This window comes from Acinetobacter calcoaceticus DSM 30006 = CIP 81.8 (assembly GCF_000368965.1).
In the GTDB taxonomy this organism is placed as follows: Bacteria; Pseudomonadota; Gammaproteobacteria; order Pseudomonadales; family Moraxellaceae; genus Acinetobacter; species Acinetobacter calcoaceticus.
In genome coordinates this window covers 1,079,592-1,099,009 of the sequence record NZ_KB849780.1, presented here as the reverse complement: position 1 = coordinate 1,099,009, position 19,418 = coordinate 1,079,592, and the positions used below count along the sequence as shown (strand labels likewise).

General features: G+C 39.8%; 13 protein-coding genes. 7 read left to right on the top strand and 6 right to left on the bottom strand.

From position 1 onward, the window contains the following. Positions 1 to 338: 338 nt before the first annotated feature. The 3 genes from modA to F936_RS10045 are packed head-to-tail and all read left to right on the top strand — an operon-like array spanning position 339 to position 2,438. Positions 339 to 1,124: a molybdate ABC transporter substrate-binding protein gene (gene modA, locus F936_RS10055; protein WP_005047180.1), complete on the top strand. Its 786-nt coding sequence runs from the start codon at positions 339 to 341 to the stop codon at positions 1,122 to 1,124. Next, complete coding sequence (gene modB / locus F936_RS10050; RefSeq protein WP_003651719.1) at positions 1,121 to 1,813, top strand: molybdate ABC transporter permease subunit; 693 nt, start codon at positions 1,121 to 1,123, stop codon at positions 1,811 to 1,813. Before modA ends, modB begins: the two co-directional genes overlap by 4 nt. A 4-nt stretch (positions 1,814 to 1,817) precedes the next feature. Further along, positions 1,818 to 2,438, top strand: coding sequence for an ATP-binding cassette domain-containing protein (locus tag F936_RS10045; RefSeq protein WP_004642789.1), 621 nt, complete (start codon positions 1,818 to 1,820; stop codon positions 2,436 to 2,438). Positions 2,439 to 2,484: 46 nt separating this feature from the next. Here F936_RS10045 and F936_RS10040 read toward each other — a convergent pair whose 3' ends face one another. Beyond that, positions 2,485 to 4,089, bottom strand: coding sequence for a PepSY-associated TM helix domain-containing protein (locus tag F936_RS10040; protein ID WP_005047178.1), 1,605 nt, complete (start codon positions 4,087 to 4,089; stop codon positions 2,485 to 2,487). A 2-nt stretch (positions 4,090 to 4,091) separates the two neighbouring features. After that, positions 4,092 to 4,382 (bottom strand): hypothetical protein, encoded by a 291-nt coding sequence (locus F936_RS10035; RefSeq protein WP_005047177.1) that lies wholly within the window; start codon positions 4,380 to 4,382, stop codon positions 4,092 to 4,094. Between the two features lie 400 nt (positions 4,383 to 4,782). Between F936_RS10035 and F936_RS10025 the strand changes: the two genes are divergently transcribed. Beyond that, a complete protein-coding gene (locus tag F936_RS10025; protein WP_005047176.1) occupies positions 4,783 to 5,526 on the top strand; it encodes a 4'-phosphopantetheinyl transferase family protein in 744 nt (247 codons plus the stop codon). A gap of 41 nt (positions 5,527 to 5,567) precedes the next feature. Here the strand turns inward: F936_RS10025 and entS are convergent, their stop codons facing one another. From entS to fes, 4 genes are read right to left on the bottom strand one after another with little or no spacing between them, the layout of a single operon-like run. Continuing rightward, the gene (gene entS, locus F936_RS10020) at positions 5,568 to 6,818 is read right to left on the bottom strand and encodes an enterobactin transporter EntS (protein WP_005047175.1); all 1,251 of its coding nucleotides are present in this window, start codon (positions 6,816 to 6,818) and stop codon (positions 5,568 to 5,570) included. After that, complete coding sequence (locus F936_RS10015; protein ID WP_005047174.1) at positions 6,815 to 13,969, bottom strand: non-ribosomal peptide synthetase; 7,155 nt, start codon at positions 13,967 to 13,969, stop codon at positions 6,815 to 6,817. Before F936_RS10015 ends, entS begins: the two co-directional genes overlap by 4 nt. A 12-nt stretch (positions 13,970 to 13,981) precedes the next feature. Beyond that, positions 13,982 to 14,197, bottom strand: a complete 216-nt coding sequence (locus tag F936_RS10010) for an MbtH family protein (protein WP_005047173.1) — start codon at positions 14,195 to 14,197, stop codon at positions 13,982 to 13,984. A gap of 29 nt (positions 14,198 to 14,226) precedes the next feature. After that, positions 14,227 to 15,429 (bottom strand): enterochelin esterase, encoded by a 1,203-nt coding sequence (fes, locus tag F936_RS10005; RefSeq protein WP_005047172.1) that lies wholly within the window; start codon positions 15,427 to 15,429, stop codon positions 14,227 to 14,229. A 267-nt stretch (positions 15,430 to 15,696) separates the two neighbouring features. Between fes and F936_RS10000 the strand changes: the two genes are divergently transcribed. The 3 genes from F936_RS10000 to F936_RS09990 are packed head-to-tail and all read left to right on the top strand — an operon-like array spanning position 15,697 to position 19,411. Beyond that, positions 15,697 to 16,467: an SDR family oxidoreductase gene (locus F936_RS10000; RefSeq protein ID WP_005047170.1), complete on the top strand. Its 771-nt coding sequence runs from the start codon at positions 15,697 to 15,699 to the stop codon at positions 16,465 to 16,467. A gap of 44 nt (positions 16,468 to 16,511) precedes the next feature. Continuing rightward, positions 16,512 to 17,750, top strand: a complete 1,239-nt coding sequence (locus F936_RS09995; RefSeq protein WP_005047167.1) for an isochorismate synthase — start codon at positions 16,512 to 16,514, stop codon at positions 17,748 to 17,750. Further along, positions 17,747 to 19,411, top strand: a complete 1,665-nt coding sequence (locus tag F936_RS09990; RefSeq protein WP_005047164.1) for a (2,3-dihydroxybenzoyl)adenylate synthase — start codon at positions 17,747 to 17,749, stop codon at positions 19,409 to 19,411. The genes F936_RS09995 and F936_RS09990 overlap by 4 nt, the downstream gene beginning before the upstream one ends. The last annotated feature ends 7 nt before the right edge of the window (positions 19,412 to 19,418 follow it).

Genomic DNA, 19,418 nt, shown 5'->3' with positions numbered 1-19,418 from the left:
GGCGTTTTTTATTGTGTATCTAAAAAAGTGGCTGGCATAAACGACTGATCTGTTTACAGATCTTTATGGTCATCGCTATGTGCTTCTTGGCATGGTGATGACCATAAAACTAATCAAGCTATTAACCGACACTGAAAGAAAATAGGTTTTAAAATAGGGTATCTCGATAGATACACTTTCAGCATATTGCACCAAAATGAAGTCTAAAATGAGAAATGCACCATCTACCTGCATTTAGGCCCTCTATATTTAACTGATTTCTGCTTTTCATCATCTACGTATATCGCTATATTCTAGGATATATATCGATGTATAAATCGATAAAAAAAGGAAAAACAATGGTAAGTCCTGTACAGATAAAAAAAATCGCTATAGTCAGTTCAATTATAAGTCTTGGGTTGTCAATCAGTCTCTCTGTAAAGGCCGAATCGGTTACTGTTTATGCAGCAGCAAGCTTGACCAACGCGATTAACGATTTAGAAAAAATTTACGAAAAACAGAATAAAGTAGAAGTTAAGACTTCATATGCAGGCTCATCGACATTAGCTAAACAAATTGAAGCTGGAGCACCAGCCGATGTATTTATCTCTGCTGATACACAGTGGATGGATTATCTGCAAAATAAAAAATTAGTTGCAGCAAATGACCGTATAAATTTATTAGGTAATCGATTAGTACTAATTACACCAAAAGGACAATCATTAAAGGTTAAATTGGATAAAACTACCGATCCGAATAAAGTGTTTACAGGGAAGATTTGTACAGGGGATACCAAAAGTGTGCCTGTAGGTAAATATGCTAAACAAGCATTTACTAATTTAGGTTGGTGGAGCCGTATTGAGCCAAAATTAGTTGAAACAGAAGATGTGCGAGCAGCTCTAAACTTTGTGGCGCGTGGTGAATGTCAGGTTGGTATTGTTTATGCAACAGATGCTGCCATTAGTAAAGACGTAACTGTGGTGGGCGTATTTCCAGAAAATACCCATTCGCCAATTATTTATCCTGTAGGGCTTGTCAAAAAGAATTCGAACTCAGCAAAGTTCTATCAATTTTTACAAAGCAATCAAGCCAAAGTCGTTTTTAAAAAATATGGCTTTAGCGTGTTGGCTCAAGCAAAACCATGATGTTTTCTTTAACCCCAGAAGAGCTCAGCGTTCTGCAACTTTCTTGTAAGGTTGCAGCAAGTTGTCTGATTATCAGCCTTATTCCTGCAATTTGTGTGGGATGGTTTTTGGCGCGTAAAGAGTTTTGGGGTAAGTCATTCATTGAAACATTGGTATTTTTACCATTGGTACTGCCCCCGGTTGTGCCGGGTTATTTGCTATTACAAGTGTTTGGAAACCGCGGCATTATTGGGCAATACTTAGCGCCTTTAGGATTAGAGTTCGCATTTAACTGGAAAGGGGCAGTTCTTGCTTCGGCAGTGATGGGTTTTCCACTTTTAGTGCAATCAATTCGACTCGCAATTGAGCTGGTCGATCAACGTTTAGAAATGGCAGCAAAGACATTAGGTGCGTCATCTTTTGGGGCATTTTTTCATGTCACGTTACCACTTGCCAGTAGCGGCATTTTAATTGGTGCCATTTTATGTTTTTGTCGTAGTTTAGGTGAGTTTGGTGCCACCATTACTTTTGTTGGCAATATCTCTGATGAAACAAGAACCTTACCTTTAGCCATGTATAGCCTGATGCAACAGCCCGATACTGAGACTGCGATTCAAAGGTTAATTGTCTTATCTTTAAGTGTGGCATTTTTAGCGCTATGGTTTGCACAGTGGTTTCATCGCTATCAAAAAAAGCGCTTAGGGCGGTAGAGTTATGTTGATTGATTGCCGTTTTCAGCTACAAATGGGTCAATTTCTTATTGAACCTAGTTTCCAGTCAGATGCTTCTGTTATTGGCTTATTTGGTGCCTCTGGTTCTGGTAAAACATCAATTTTACATGCGATTGCTGGCCTGAACACTCCACGTAGTGGACTCATTAAAATACAAAACCAAACATGGTTTGATTCCGATCAAAAAATTAATCTCAGCACGCAAAAACGCCATGTTGGACTGGTTTTTCAAGATGCACAGCTTTTTCCGCATAAAACGGTAAAGCAAAACTTATTATTTGGTCTTAAACATCTTGCACAACAAGAACGTCATTTTGAAGCTGATTACATTATTGAATTATTAAAGTTAGAACACTTGCTAGAACGTATGCCAATCAAGCTCTCAGGTGGTGAAAAACAGCGAGTTGCGCTCGGACGTGCATTGTTATATTCACCTAAGCTGTTATTACTTGATGAACCTTTATCGGCACTAGATGCCGCACATAAAGCTGAAATTATTCCTTTTTTTCAAAAAGTAAAACAGGAAATAAAAACTCCCATGATTTATGTGAGTCATGATATTCAAGAAATTAAACAACTGACCGAAACAATGTGGATTTTATAATTTTTCATATTTCACACATTATTTCAGTCTTGTCGATTTATGGTTGTTAGCTAGCCCATAAACTGCCAGTTGGAGCAGATTTTCGGCGATCTTGGGCTTGTTGATAAAAACGCCAGAAAGCGAAAGCAAAAATGACAGCCAAGAAATCAACCAGCAAAATTTCTCCGCCATGTACCCATAAACCACTTTGTGGAATTAAGTGGGCCACAAGAGACGTAAAAGGAATCGCAAATAAGACAAAGACTAAGGTTAATAGCAGTTGCGGTAAAGCTTTTGCATAGCCAATGATAAAGGTGTAAATCAAAGTCAGTAGGAAAATTGCATAATAACCATACATAAAGAGGTGATTCATGCTTTCAATATTGAGTGCTGCAAAGAGCCAACGACTGGCCAACATTGTGCCCACTACTGCTAAAACACATCCTAAGCACGCACCAATGGTTAAGTTCGCAAGGAACACTACATCTTTACGTTGAACAGGAACAGGGTCTTCAGCACGCTTTTGCTTACGTGCACGAGTTTCAACCCAAAGAATGTTGCCCGTATAAAATAAGAAAGCACCACCAACACCTAAAACAAAATAGATCCAACGTACACCTGTGCCACCAAAACTCCCAAAATGTAGGCTAAACATTGCATTGATTAACTTATTACCAGCATCAGTCTGCGTATTAATGCCTTTATGATTAAAGTGCTCAACCGCGTAAGGGTTCATACGCATAAAGTCTTGATTCGCACCGCGCAACATCTGATCTGAACTATAGAGGGCAATACGTGCATTGGCTTTTTCGGGTTTATCTAGGCCACTGAACTGGATATAGTCAACTGAATATTCAGGCGCAACTTTTTTGGCTTGAGCTAATATTTGCTGTACATCAATTTGTGTTTGTTTTGGTTGAATAAGCGCTGGGGGAGAACGCTGAAAAACAGGCTGTCCTTTGAGTGCAAGTTGTCCAATCGCATCATAAAAAAAGTCATGAAAAGCAAACACAATAACGCTAATACTAATAATGATGTGGAACGGTAAGCTCGTAATTCCAATCACGTTATGCGCATCTAACCAAAAGCGCTTTTTATTCTTACCAGAGCGAATGACAAAATAGTCCTTTACCAAGGTCGGTAAAAGTATGATCACCCCTGAAAGTAAGGCAAGAAAATATAAAATTGAAACCACACCCATCACGTAGAGACCCAATCCATGATGGCCGACCATGCCCGGTATACCTGCTGTTTCATGTAACTGTTCGATGAGCCAACCTGCTTTAGATAAGTTTTCTTGAGCAACAATTAACTGACCTTTTTTGTCTAAGCTTGCCATCCACGTGGTCTGAGCAGTATTAAAACCATCTCCACGTTCATGTTCACTCCACGTAATGGGCGCATAGTGAAATTCATTCGACGATAAATTTAGTGTGAAGTTCTTTTGTGCAGCAGGATAAGCAGCCTGTACTTTCTGAATAAGCTCATTATATTGGTCGGGTGAGACTTTAGGTAAAACTTGCTGCGTTGGCGTAGCCCACTTACTAATATGGTGCTGAAACATGCTGAGGCCACCAGCAAAGAAACAAATAAAAAGCAAAATCCCAGCACATACACCCACCCAAGTATGCATGCTTTTTGCTAATTTCATGATGTCTGAACGTACTTTCATGTTTAACCCCGTAAGACAAAAATACAGCTATACGCTAGGGCATTGGCAATCAATAAATAGATAAGCGCTTTTCGTCCAGTCGTAAAAAAATAACTGCCAAACATAATAGGCATCCAAAGCCAAGGAACACTCCACATACCAACTTGCACCAATAAATCCATGGCAACATAAGGTTGGCCTAATAAAACAATCAGGTTGCCAAAAGCAATGGCAAGGCTTAACCCTAGAACACCACCAGCAAAGGTTTTACTCCACCAGTCTGGCTGAATAGGAGACTGAATTTTAGCTTTCATGAAACCAGTTTCCGTTTAAAAAGCGCCATAAAAGGAAGGAACGACCACGCAAAAATGATAAGCATGAACCAACAAAAAGCGGCAACAACTTTGGGTAAGCTGGCAAAGAGTGCAATTAATCCAACGACTAAAAACAATAGGCCTAAATACTTAAATAGAGTGGGGAGATGTTGAGATAACAGGTTTTGGTTGCTATGACTACAATAGACACTGACCGCTCCCAACAGGGTCAAAAAAAGTCCTATAAGTTTCATGATCAATATTTTTAAATAAATTAAGGGGAAAATTTATCCAATAGTATAAGTAAATAATAATTATTATCAAATGATAAATATAATTATTTATCGACGTGTTGCCATGCGATAAGATAGGAGATAACTCGTTAAAAATTCTTTATTTGATGTCAAATGCTGTAAGTGATTATTTATATATTCCTGAGTCTCTTTGTGGGTTGATTTTCGAAATTTCTAAACCAATTTTATTTAAAATGCCGTTCTATTGTTATGGGTTAGATTTATCGCAAACAACGCATTTGCATATAGATCAACAATTAGAGCATCCACTAAAAATTGCTCAAGCGCGTGTCGAACGTAAAAATGAGTACTTATGTGGCAGGATATTGGCTCAAGCTGTTTTAAAACATCATTTCGGTTTAGATCAGCCACTAACGTCTATGCGAGAGCATTTGCCCGTCTGGCCACCCCATGTTTTGGGTAGCATTAGTCATTCACAAAATAAATTGATCGTTGCGCTATCCGACAAAGCCGGTTATTTAGGAATTGATATCGAGCATTGGGTGACCTCAGAATTTGCTCAAGAGAGTGCACATCTTATTTTAACGCCTTCTGAACTTGAACTTTGGAAGATTAAAGCCTCTGAGTTTTTTGATTTTTCTCAATTTGTAAGCTTAATCTTTTCTGTTAAAGAAAGCTTATATAAAGTTGTATATCCTATTGCTAAACAATACATCGATTTTTTAGAAGCTTCTGTAGTGGATATTGATTTTGAAAACCAAAAATTATTTTTAGTTTTTACATCAGAAATACGAAATCGCCATCAACTCTTAGATCATTATAAAGGCGGCTGGAAAGTGGAACAAGACTGTATTTTGACTTGGGTTTTTAAAGCGAATATATCTGCTTGAAACAAAAGAAGGCAACGAATTGCCTTCTTTTAAATTATGGCTTAATTTTCTTGTAACTTAGGATCTTGGAAGCCTGTTTCACGCATATCTTGAGAATTGAATAAGAACATAAATCCTACCGCAAAACTTAATATGCCGAAGAAGAGAATGCTTCCTGATATTGGTAAAAACCGCGTTAAAAGTCCTAAAGTTGTTGTGGCAATCGAATCTCCCAAAGCATCTTGAGCAAGCCAGATTGCATTAATACGCCCTAAATATTCATCAGGCGTATGTCCTTGCACAATGCTGTATTGAAGCAAGTTAGCAATCGACATCAAATATCCAAAAACACATAAAATTGGCAAAGTCAAGATTAACCAAGGTGAAAGCCCAATCATAATCATGCAACTAAAGACGCCTAAACAAGTATAGAGCATGACTAAACCTGGTCGCAGTAACCGTGTTGTCCATCCACTGAGTAAGGCACCTAGGGTTGAACCTAAAGGTACGGCCGAATACATAAGACCGAGCTCAAATGCACCTCCGTGAAAGATTTCATCTGCCATTTGCGGAAAAATAATACGAATAGCACTGCTAAAGCTAAGCAATGTCCCAATTAAAATCGTGCTGCCAACCACTTTGTTTTTAAAAACGAATTTAAACCCTTGGACTAATTGGCGAAGAGGACTCTCACCATTAGCTGCATGTTGTGGCTTAAGAGCAGGTAGTCCCATCAATAAAAATACGGTAAGTAAGGTACCCACTGTTGAGACCCAATACACGGTTGCAACGCCACTGAACGCAATTAAAATACCGCCGATTGCTGGTGAAATAACGGTAGCAAGTCGTACGGATACCATACTAATTGCACGGGCTTGTACAATATTTTCACGTCCGACAATCACAGGCATGATCGCCATCATGGCGGTCACACCCAAAGCACCAAAGAAACCATCCCATGCCGAGAGGAAATAAATAGCATACAGAGAAGGTTGCTCAAACATGGCATTAATGGCTAGGCCAGCAAAACCTAAACCACAAACACTACGAGCCAATAAAATTAGCCATTTTCGATCTTTGCGATCTGACAACAAACCACCGAGTAACAGACCAATAAACATGGCAACGCCTTCAAAGGCCATTGCAACAGCAACATTTAACGAACTACCAGTTAAGTCATAGACTTGTTTGGGAATGGCAACCACGAGCATGCCAATGGTTAGTAATGAGAGCGTGCGGGCAATAAATACATGTCGGAAATGAACATTACGTTTTAAAAGACTAAAATCGGTCAATATTGATTTAAAACTCATGGCGTGTGCTCCTCTAAACCGCGTGCCTGACAAATCATGCGGTTTAAAATCGGGCCAAGTGTTTCAAGCTGCTGCGGGGATAATATATCCGTATGGTCTGCATCGCTTAGGCGAACAATATTGAGCTTTTTAACTAAAGGAGACCATTGTTGTTCTGGTTGGATATATGGAAGTAAATCTTTTTCAGCAACAACTAAATGTAGTTCACCGTTAAAACGTGGCATCTTATAAGGTTTTAATAAACGTACTGCATCACGATAGTTCGCAAAAATATCCTCTTGTAAACGGCGTGTTTCTTCGTTTAGCGCCGTATCTGCATCGGCCAGAATATCATTGAAGAATTGAAGTTGTTCCTGTTCAGCTTCAGCATTCATTTCTTCTACAGATAAATCTAACCACTGATGAATTTCGGCAGGGTACGTGTCTAACAAGCCGAGAAAATCAACTTTTTCACCTTGTTCAGTTAACTTTGCTGCAACCGCATAAGCTACAGTGCCGCCCAGTGAATAACCTAATAAAGTATAAGGTCCTGTTGGTTGTTGCTTACGAATAATCTTAAGTTGTTTTCCAACCAACTCATCCATATCAACGCTATTTGCCAAAAGTCCATCTGGTCGAGGTGACTGCAGCCCGATAATTGGTAAGTCAGGATGTAGATAACGATTCAGCACAGTGTATTGCCATGCCGAACCAGAACCTGGGAAGAAACAGAACAATGGATACCCAGAGCCAGAACGGATTGGTAAAACAGGTTGCATACCAGTTTGTTCAACTTCTTCCAAACGTTCTTGTGTAAGAAGCAAAGCCGCTAAACGCTGAATAGTCACATGACTCATTAACTGACCAATTGGAATGGTCCGCTTAAATACTTTTCGGATTTCAATTGCAAGCTTCATGACCAAAATGGAATGTCCACCAATGGCAAAGAAATCTTCGTTTATGCCAATATTTTGTTCTGTATTTAAGATTTTTTGGAAAATACCTGTGAGCTCATGTTCAAAGGCAGTTGAGGCATACTGTTTTTCTGTATTTGAAGTATCAAGTTGTGGTCGTGGTAATGCTTTACGGTCCAGCTTGCCATTGTGACTTAATGGGAATTGCTCAACTAACATATAGTGCGTTGGCACCATATATGCGGGAAGCTGTTTAGCTAATTGTTTCTTTAACTGCTCAATGTCCACAGGTGCTGTTGTTTGCAAGTAAGCAACCAACTGAACATCAGCTTTATTTTGCTCAGAAACAATAGGGTGGACAATCACATCATCTAACCCACTGGCTAAACGTAGCTGTTGCTCAATTTCACCCAGTTCAATACGTTGACCACGTATTTTTAACTGATCATCTGCACGGCCTATATATTGAATACTGCCATCTGGATTCCAACGGGCAATATCTCCAGTGCGATACATTCTTTGACCTGCAGCAAACGGGTTTGCCACAAAACGAGTTGCTGTTAAGTCTGCACGATGCAAATACCCCATTGCCAATTGATGGCCTGCCAAATAAAGTTCACCGTCCACCCCAACAGGAACAGGGCGTAAGTATTGATCTAAAATATAAAGCTGGGTATTCCAGACCGGATAACCAATTGCAACGCTACTTTCTTCAGGATGTAATCCCAACGTTGCATCCATATAACTCACATCTACCGCAGCTTCCGTTGGGCCATATAAGTTATGTAGCTCACAGCTAAAGTGCTCAGTAAATGATTTTGCTAAAGCCGTTGGTAAAGCCTCACCACTACAGAACACTCGGCGGATTGGTAAACTTTGGCGCTGAGCAAGAGACAAAATTTCAGTAGCAGCATTTTCAAAAACAGCCAACATTGATGGTACAAAATGTAATGTGGTTACCTGATATTTTTGAATCAGATTTAATAATGCCAACGGGTCACGGTGTGCATCCACAGGTGCCATAGCTAATCGAGCGCCCACCAAATATGACCAGAAAAATTCCCATACAGAAACGTCAAACGTACATGGTGTTTTTTGCAAAATCGTATCGTTGGCTGAGAGTGGATACTCTGATTGCATCCATAAAATACGGTTCACAATGGCTTGGTGAGAAACCATGACACCTTTTGGCTGGCCTGTTGTACCTGAGGTATAAATTAAATATGCCGGATGTTGTGGGGTAATGACTGTAGTTTTATAGCTGCTTAAATCAACTTTGGTTTCATCAAACAGTTGATCGAAAGCAAAGGTGGCTATTGATGGTTGAGCAATAGCGGTTAGATCTTTTTGTTCACCAATCAAAATTTTAGATTTTGCATCTTGCAACATAAACTTGATACGTTCAGTCGGGTGTTGCAAATCGAGTGGCAAGTACGCTGCACCTGCTTCAACCACCGCTAAAATAGCAATACTCAGTTTGACCGACCTTGGTAGGGCAACGGCAACAATATCTCCAGCCTGTACACCTGCAAGTTGCAATTGCTGTGCTAAAGCACAAACTTGTAATCGGACTTCACTAAAACTGAGCTGCTGAGTTTCATCACATAACGCCGTTTGTTCAGGAGTAATTCGAGCTTGCTCTCTGAGTAATTGCTGTAATGTTGTTGGACGAACATAATATTGAGTTTGATTCGTTCTTTGGATTAAATCGCGCTCTTCGGCCAGTTGTAAGCGATAGTGACCTAGAGAAGCCTCTGGTTCATTTAATGCAATTTCAATAAATTGAACCATTCGCTCTAGGAAATGTTCAGGCTGATCGATTACACCACGCTGTTCGAGTAATAGCTCAATTTGATGATCAGGTATGACTAACAAAGCAAGCGGATAATGGCTATAACCGCGATTTGTGAGCTTAGAAATAGCCGCATCGCCAAGTTTTTGCTGTAAATATTGGTTATCAGGGTAGTTTTCTACGACTAACAAACTATCAAAAAGATTGCCTTGAGCCATTAATTGCTGAATTGCACCCAGTCCTAAACCATCGTGTTCTAAATGTTCAACATGCAATTGTTGTAACTGAGCTAATTGTTCCCAAAGTGTTTGCTGCATGTTCAACTGTACGCGTACTGGAATCGTATTTAAAAACAATCCAATCTGCTGCTCTAAGCCATTGATAGGTGCTGAACGCCCAGAAACAGGTGTGCCAAACACAATATCCTCACGATGAGCATAAATATTTAAAGTCATTGCCCAAATCATTTGCATGAAGACATTTAGCGTGATGCCTTGTTGGCGTAATTTGTGTTGAAGTTTCGCACCCAACTCAGCACTTAAACGATAGGAAGTTTCCTGTACGGCTTGCTGTGGTTGATTAAATAAAATAAGTGGCTGCAAATCTGCTAAATCACGTTGCCATATTACTTTTGACGTTTCATGGTCACGTCCAGATAAGGCTTTAATCACCGTTTCATAGCTATGTTTAAGCACTGGCAGTTGTTGGTTAGTTTGCTGATAGGCTTTAATAAAGTCTTGTAAGAACAGTGGAGTTGACCAGCCATCAGTTAGCAGGTGATGCACCATAATCAATAGTTCTGATTGTTCAGGAGCATGTTGAATTAAAGTTGCACGAATTAAGCCATAGGGTTGGTCAAGGTGAATCGGTTGTTGTAATACCTCTTGAATGGTTTGCTCAAGCAAATCGGGAGTGACCGAACAAAACTGAACTGGCCAAGCTTGAGTAGCGTGTAATGAATAGATAAAAACAGGTTCTTCAGCTAATTCGCTATCAAAATGTCCACCTAATTGAGGGTGACGTTTTAATACGGTAATCAGCGCTTGCTGTAAACGTACCGGATCAATGTCTCCATTTAAGCTAAGACGAGTAAAGGCATTATAATTCGATTGATTTTCTACTTGAGATAAGAACAGCATGCCTTTTTGCAAAGGAAGCAAAGGTAAAATAGTGCTGTTTTTACCATATTTTTCTTGAACCTTTTGTTCTAGGTCTGCTGAAAATAACGGTTTTGAAATGGCCGTTTGTTGCTCATCTAAACGTGTCAGATGCGGTACCAGAGCAGCAACTGTTTTGAATTGGAATACATCACTTGGTCTTAAGCTGTAACCATGCTGCCGTAGTTGAGTACACACCATGATGGCAGAAATGCTATCGCCACCTGTCATAAAGAAGTCGTCATCAATCCCAATAGAATCTAGTTTCAGCACAGATGCGACAATCTGACATAAAAGCTTCTGTTCTGGTGTTTCTGCCATACGACTATGACTGCGAACCTTCGGACGCGGTAGGGCCTTTTTATCAACCTTACCACTTACATTTCGGGGAAATTCAGCCATGACTGTGAGGGCTGAAGGCACCATATATTCAGGTAGGTTTTGACGTAACTGACTTAAATACTGCTGACTTAACTGCTCACTTATTTTTTCATCAAGTTCAATGTCTTTGACCACACAGTAACCGAGCAAACGGTGGCTGTTATTAATTGGCTCTGCAATGACGACAACACTTTCAATATTAGGTAAAACGGAAAGCGCATTTTCTACTTCACCAATTTCAACCCGATAACCACGAATTTTAATCTGGTCATCGCAGCGTCCCATAAACTCAAGCTTGCCAGCCGTATTCCAACGCACTAAATCACCTGTACGGTACATGCGCTGTCCATGTTCAAATGGATTGGCAACAAAACGAGCAGCACTTAAGTCAGCACGACCTAAATAACCATTGGCAATACCAAAGCCAGAAATATAAAGCTCACCAATCACACCAGTGGCACATCGCTGTAAATGTCGATCAAGCACATAGGCCTGTGTATTACCAATAGGGTTACCAATTACCGGACGTGATGTGTGCTTTAATTCTGCACGGAAAGTATCAACCGTATACTCTGTTGGGCCATATAAGTTATGTGCAAAAAGATCTGGCTGAGCATTAAGCTGTTGCCATAAAGCTAAAGGCGCAGCTTCACCACCAATTAAAATCAGGCTTGGGTGATGCTTACCATCCGCAAATAAGCCATTGGTAATCATTTGCGCGCAAAAAGACGGTGGTAAATCTAATGTATCGATTTGTCGTTGTTGAATTTCCTGAACTAAGCCAAATGCATCGCGGCGCATGTTTTCATCAAAAATATGTAGCTCTTGTCCCCATAACATCCAGAAAACTTGCAACCAAGAAGAGTCAAATGAGAAAGAGTGAGTATGTGCTGCGCGTAATGGACGATCAGGAAAACGCTGCTCTACAGCATTAAGTACAGGCCAATAAATTGTAGGTTTATGCGATAAAATCAGGTTGAGTAGCGAACCATGTGTGTTCATAACACCTTTTGGACGCCCTGTACTGCCTGATGTAAAAATCACATAAGCCACATCCTGAAAATCGAAATTACGACTCTGGGTAGGAATATCACTTGTTTCTTGTTTTTGAATCTGTTTTTGAATATCCATATGGTCAAGATGTACTTGCTGAATATTTTGAGGCAATTGGGTTGAAAGAGCCTGCGTTGTAAGAACAAACAATGGGTTGGCATCTTCACACATCATTTGCATACGATCGATTGGATAATCTAAATCGAGTGGTAAGAAGCTTGCACCCGAATTTAACACCGATAGCATCACAACAACTGAATCGATAGAACGGGGAATAGCACCAGCAATAACCGTGTATTTCTTTGCACCATTTTTCTGTAAAAAACGGGTAAGTTGGTTCACCTGAATTGCAAGTTCAGAAAAACTAAGTTGTTGTAGATACGGACGTTCACCACTAATAATTGCAATACGTTCCGGATACTTTTGAACTTGTTCATAGAAGATATCTAGAACATTATTATATTGTTCAGGATGGTTAACACGAGGGCCTATGCCACTTTTTGTGAGCGCACTAAGTTCTTGTGGTGTAGTAATATTAAAACTGCTACATGGGTGCTCTGGTTGTAATAAAGTCTGCTCTAATAGCAGCGTTATACGCTGACCATGCATGAGTAACTCATCTTGAGTATAACGCTGCGCATCTGCACGTAATTCGATAATGAGTTCATGATCTTGAATAATAAAAGAAAACTCAAAATCATCAATTGGTCCTGTTGAGATATGATGTGTTTTGACCTTTTCACCATCTAACACCAAGTCTTGATCAAAAGCTTTATAGTTTAAAATAGGCCCATACATCCGTTCATGAATGTCGATACTGTTTAAATCTCTTAAAATTTGTTCAGCATCATATTTTTGATGTGGTCGAACTTGTTGTAATTGTTTTTGAACATGTTGAGCCAAACTAACCCAACTGTCTTTTTCAGCCACATTAAACTTCACAGGCAGTACATTTACGGTCGGTAATGTTGAGCGAATTGCCTTTGAGCCTAAGCGGCGCATAAATGGAATGCCATTAACCAACTCGGCTTTATCTGTCATTTTGTAAATATAATGTAATGACAATGACATCATCATGTCATTCAAAGCTAATTTAGATTGCGCAGCTAAAGCCTGAATTTGCTCTAAAATTCCTGTAGAAAAACGCAGCTGATGCTTAACAAATTGGGCTGTTGTTTTCGAGGCTAAGTGGTGTGTACTTAAACTAATAGGACTAGGCAAGTCTTCACAGTAAGCCTTCCAAAAAGCTTGGTCTATCTTAAATTGATGGCTATTTTCATAAGCCTGACGCTCTAAGATGACATCATTAACATCAATAAAAGGTGAAGAACTAAGGTCTTTTCCTGCTTGTAATTGTTGATATAACTCAACAATTCGTTTTGTGAGGTTAATCATGCTAAAACCATCAAGCATGATGTGATGATAGCGTTGATACCAATACACTTTGTCGTGTGTAGTAAACAGTACTTGACGGAAGAGTTGAGATTCACCAGCTTTAAGCGATTTCGCGCATTGGCGGTCAGAAGGCATCCAATCCCATAAGCGTTGCTGAGCTTTTTGAGGGGTTAAATGGCAAAAATCAAATTCTTCGATTCGAATCTGCATTTGCTTATTAAGTTCAATAAAGGGCTGTGCCGGATCCGATGAATATGAAGCAATCACAGTGTCAGCTTCATTTAAACCCATTTGAATTGCTTGCTTAAACACTGAAATATCAATAGATTTTGGTAACTCTAAGCAGTGTGCAATCGTATATAAATCTTCAATAGAACTTAAATGATCGGCAAGAAAAATACCGAGCTGGGTAGAGGCCAATTCAAAACGAGCTGGTTGTGAAATATCGGAAGTAAATTCATTATTTAATGCCTGATTCATGACAATACTCCTTTACGATTGCTGAAAGGGGTTAATTGCAACCCAGTGCTTTTCTACATACGCAATACACGAAGCCCGCGTATCTGGACCATGTTGAACGTCCCAACCTGATGGCACCTGATGTTGGGCTGGCCATAAACTGAATTCACCTTGCTGATTTTTTAAAACCTGAAAAGACAAACTTTCATTATCGAAAGGATTAATATAGTTTTCCTGTAAGTTGCTCATGATATTGTTATCCTTGATGAAACAAATGGTTATAGTGAAAGAATTTTTTGCAATGCCTTAAGCAAGTCTGCACGCCAGTTCACCGCATCGTGGCCGCCTGAAAAAGTTTGAAAACTCACTTGATTGAATGATTGCAATTGTTGATAAAGCTGGTGGGCATCGTCCCGCATATCGGTTTCATAGGTGCCTGCACTGATATAAATTTGAGTTGTTTTTGGTAATGGATGAGATAAATTTAGTAGTTCTAAAAAGTTACCCGTATGGTTTCGTCCCAACGCGCTGTTAGAAAAATCTGACCACCAGTAAGAGCCAGACTGCAAAATCAGCGATGTAAAAACTTTTGGGAAAAGTAGTGCGCTATGCAAAGCACATAAACCACCTAAACTTTGACCACATAAGGTAATGTTCGTTGTTGAAATAAATGAATATTGTTCTAAAAGAATTTCTAATAATTCACTTATAAGCGCCTGACTAAATACATCATGGCAACCATAATCTTGTCGACGTTGTTGGCTGTTTAAACTATGGATAAATACGTATGCAGCTGGACGGAGTTTTTTTAAATCGGTTAAATCTCGAATTTCGGAAAGAATCGAAAGCTCTCGACTCCAGACTTGGCCATCAAGAAAAATAACGAGAGGTAATGTTTTTTGAACTGCCCGACCACTAATAAAAACATCAACTAAATAGTCTTGTTGACATAACACGCTTGACCACTGAAATGTCTTTGTAATAGGACAAAGGGTGGTGGGTAATTGTTTCGTATTTTCGAGTTGAACTTGATTGAGGTAACGAGCCAAGTGTCCGCTATAAAACTGCTGATGACTTAATGAATCAATCTGAGCATTCTGTTTAAGCTGGGTTTGCCACCATGAACGTCGCGTTGCCGAACAGTTTATTTGTGGTGCTTCCTCACTAGCTGTAACTACAACATAACTACCAGCCCAAGCCACAGGGAGTTCTATTTCAAAAAAGTACACATCTGTTCCAGCTATATGGCTAAAACGATTCCACTTTTGATAAATAGATGGGCTTTGTGAATAGACATCGATATAAACGAAGCAACACTCTTCGTGCTTGGGCTTGCGCCAAACAAAAGTGCAAGAAGTTTTATTATTTGTTTGCACAGTAACAAGGGGATTACCTAATTTTTTAACGGTATTCCACCAAGTTTCGCATCCAACATTTGATTGTTGAAATAGTGGATGTAAAGGATGAGAAAATGGCTTCATTTTGAGTCCATCTCGACAAGAAAGCGCGGTCAAATTATCAGAATGATTCTCATTAGTAAATGAAAACAATTATCATTATAATCAATAAAAAAAGATGAGTTTTATTAATATCAATTAAAAACAATAATTTAAGTTAAAAATATGGTTAATAAATAACTTAATTTAGATTGTAATCTTATGTTTGATATTTATCGCTCTTGATAATAATGATAATTATTTGCAATTATGTTGCGCAATTTAGTGATCAAATCAGACTGGAGTAAGAACATGAGCTCTACCATCGTAGTCACAGGTGCTGCAAGAGGTATCGGAGCTGCTATTGCAAAGCAATTATTGCAACAAGGGTATCAAGTGATCGGTATTGATCAGCAGGAAAACCCAGAACAATGGGAAATCAGCAAAAACCTGACATCAGATGAATGTTTACGTTGGCAAGGCATTTCACAGGACATTACACAGCAACAAGCCACTCAGAAGCTTATTGCCGATCTTTTAGAAAAGCACAACATTACAGGTTTAGTGAACGCAGCAGGTGTCTTGATTATGCGTTCTATGCTTGAAGCAAAAACAGAAGACTGGGAAACACTTTTTGCGGTAAATGTCATGGCTCCTATTGCGATTAGTCAACAACTTGCCAAACATTTTTGTGAGAAAAAACAGGGAAGTATTGTCACGATTAGCTCAAATAGTTCACGTATGCCACGGATACAACTTGGCATGTATGCAACTAGTAAAGCCGCGCTCAGCCACTACTGTCGTAATCTTGCGCTTGAAATCGCACCTCATCAGGTACGACTCAACATTGTTTCACCTGGCTCAACTTTAACTCAAATGCAGCAGCAGTTATGGACGGACAATGCGCTGCCACCAGCGGTAATTGATGGCGATTTAAGTCAATATCGAACAGGCATTCCTTTAAGAAAATTAGCCCAGCCTGAAGACATTGCAAATACAGTCAGCTTTTTACTTTCCGATCAAGCAGCACAAATTACCATGCAAGAAATTGTGGTTGATGGGGGAGCCACTTTAGGCGTTTAAACACTCATTCATTACAACAAAATAACGGTATAAGGAGTCACGAGATGTCGGCACAGCATCCGTATTTTATCCAACGAGAAAATTTTACTGAAAGCCACGTTGCACTTGCTCAAGAGGTTCTAAAGTGTGGACATGATGCTGGTTTTATTTTTACCACGCCAGAATACACAATCAATAGTCATCAGAAATTACAAGACATTCAGGTCGCTAAAAATAGCCTTTTAAAAGATTGGCTACAAGAAGCTCGAATTCAATTACAGCAAGCGATTACCGACGGTTATAAAGACGTCAAGATTATGGGCGGACTGCCGTTTTGCTCGGCAGCAGATGTCAATTTAATGCTCATGCAAAATGCAAAAATATGTCAGAAGGTCCTCTATGCACAATCTGATCTCGATCTTAGTTCTTTAAGATTAAACAAGGCCGATTATTTCCCGTTAGGTGAACATTATCAGCAGCAAGTTGAATATCTTGTTCAGCAAATGCAGGCAAAGAAACTGGATAAAGCCGTTCTAGCCCGCATTTTACAACTTGAATATGAACAAAATATTCCAGTCTCAGACTTATTTTTCAATTTAGCCAAGCATAATCCTGAAGGTTATAACTACGCTGTTGCGAGACATCCTCAAAGTGAAGGTTGGTTTGTTGGTGCAAGTCCAGAACTATTAATTGCAAAGCAAAATACAAAAATCTGGAGTAAACCCGTTGCGGGCACATTGGCTCGTGATGATGACCCGACTATAGACCAAAACAATGCTAGAGCATTGCTTGCCTCACAAAAAGATCAACATGAACATGCACTTGTGATTGAAATGATTGCAGATGAACTCACACCTTTTTGTAAGCAATTACATGTTCCTAAACTACCTTCTCTTATTCGTACCAAACGTCTTTGGCATTTAGCATCGCATATTACTGGTGAGTTAAAACAAGCTGATACTCATGTTTTCGACTTAATTGAGCGCCTTCACCCAACACCTGCAATTTGTGGAGAACCTAGTTCAATTGCTAAAGAATTAATCCAGCAACTTGAACCATTTAACCGTGAATTATTTGCAGGAACGATGGGCTGGGCAGATGAACAAGGTAATGGTGAATGGTCGGTGACGGTCCGTTGTGCCCGAATTTATCAAAATATTGCGCGTTTATTTGCTGGTGCAGGCATTGTGGAAGCTTCTCGTCCGCAAGCTGAACATGCTGAAACTGCCGCAAAATTCCGTACTGTGCTGGATGGATTTCAGATTTCACCAAACCAACTGCCAATTCAGGGATTAAACATATGACAACACAGGTTTATTTGGATGGTGCCGTGCCATATCCAGCAGATTTCGCTGAGATTTACCGTAAAAAGGGTTATTGGCTTGGACAAAACTTGAGTGACTTCTTGCGTGAAAGTGCGCAAAAGTACCCGAAAAATATTGCAATCTATGATGGTGACAAAGCCGTTAGTTACTCTGAGTTCGATTATTTAGTCGATTGCTGTACAAGCCACTTATATCAACATGGACTAAGAGCAGGTGACAAGGCAGTTGTACAGATGCCAAATCACTATCAGTTTTACGTTTTATTTTTTGCACTTATTCGACTTGGTGCACTACCTGTGATGTCTTTACCTGCACATCGCTACGCTGAACTCAGTAGTTTTTTCAAACAAACTCAAGCAAAAGCTTATTTCTGTGCTGATTTTGGTGCACAAAAATTTGACTACCGAGAGCTTGCCGAAAAGCTTAAGCAAACAGCTTCTTGCTTACGACATGTATTTGTACTTGGAAATGCAGGTAACTTTGTTGCCATTCAAGACCTATTAAAAGAAACCAATATTTTGGATGAAGCCATCTCGCCGACTACGGCAGATCAGGTTGCTTTTTTACAACTTTCTGGTGGAAGTACCGGGGTTCCTAAGCTTATTCCACGTACCCATGACGACTACCTATACAGTGTTCGTGAGAGCGCTAAAATTTGCCATCTGGACCAGTCATCACGCTTACTCATGGTTTTACCTGCGGCCCATAACTTTTCAATGAGCTCAGCTGGTTCTTTAGGTGTTTTTTATGCAGGTGGTGCCGTTGTTTTAGGAACTGATCCAAGTCCTGACACGGCATTTCCATTAATAAAAAAACATAGTGTTACTGATGCCTGCCTAGTTCCCGCATTAGTTCGACCTTGGATGGATAAAGCTGCAAAAGATCAAGACCCAATCTTATCGACATTGCGTTGCTTACAAGTTGGCGGAGCGCGATTACCTGATGCAGTTGCTTCACGTTTAATTGATGAGTTTAAGGTCAATCTGCAACAAGTCTTTGGAATGGCTGAAGGGCTTGTGAACTACACCCGTTTTGATATGACGAAAGACCAAATCATCCATACACAAGGTTTAAAAATTTCTGAAGATGATGAAATTTTAGTGCTAGATGATAACGATCAACCAGTAGAAGCTGGGCAAGTGGGGCATTTGCTTACACGAGGCCCATATACCATTCGCGGTTATTACCAAGCACCAGAGCACAATGAGCGCTCTTTTACTCCTGATGGTTTTTATCGTACTGGCGATTTAGTTCGTATTCGTGAAGATGGCTGCATTGTTGTCGAAGGCCGTTCTAAAGAACAAATTAATCGTGCTGGGGAAAAGATTGCGACCGAAGAGGTTGAACAAGCTCTACTAACCCATTCGCAAATTCGTTTAGCGGCATTGATTGCTATGCCAGATGAGGTCATGGGTGAAAAAAGCTGTGCCTTTGTTGCATGGCAATCTCAAAGCGATGATCCAAGTCCAATTCGTCTTGCGATGTCAGTACGCCAACACCTTAAAGACTATGGCCTTGCGACCTACAAAATTCCAGATCGCGTGGAATTTATCGAGCAATTTCCATATACAGCCTTTGGAAAAATCGACAAAAAACGATTGCGTCAACAACTTGAAACTAAAACCAATGTTCTTGCTTAAAGATAAA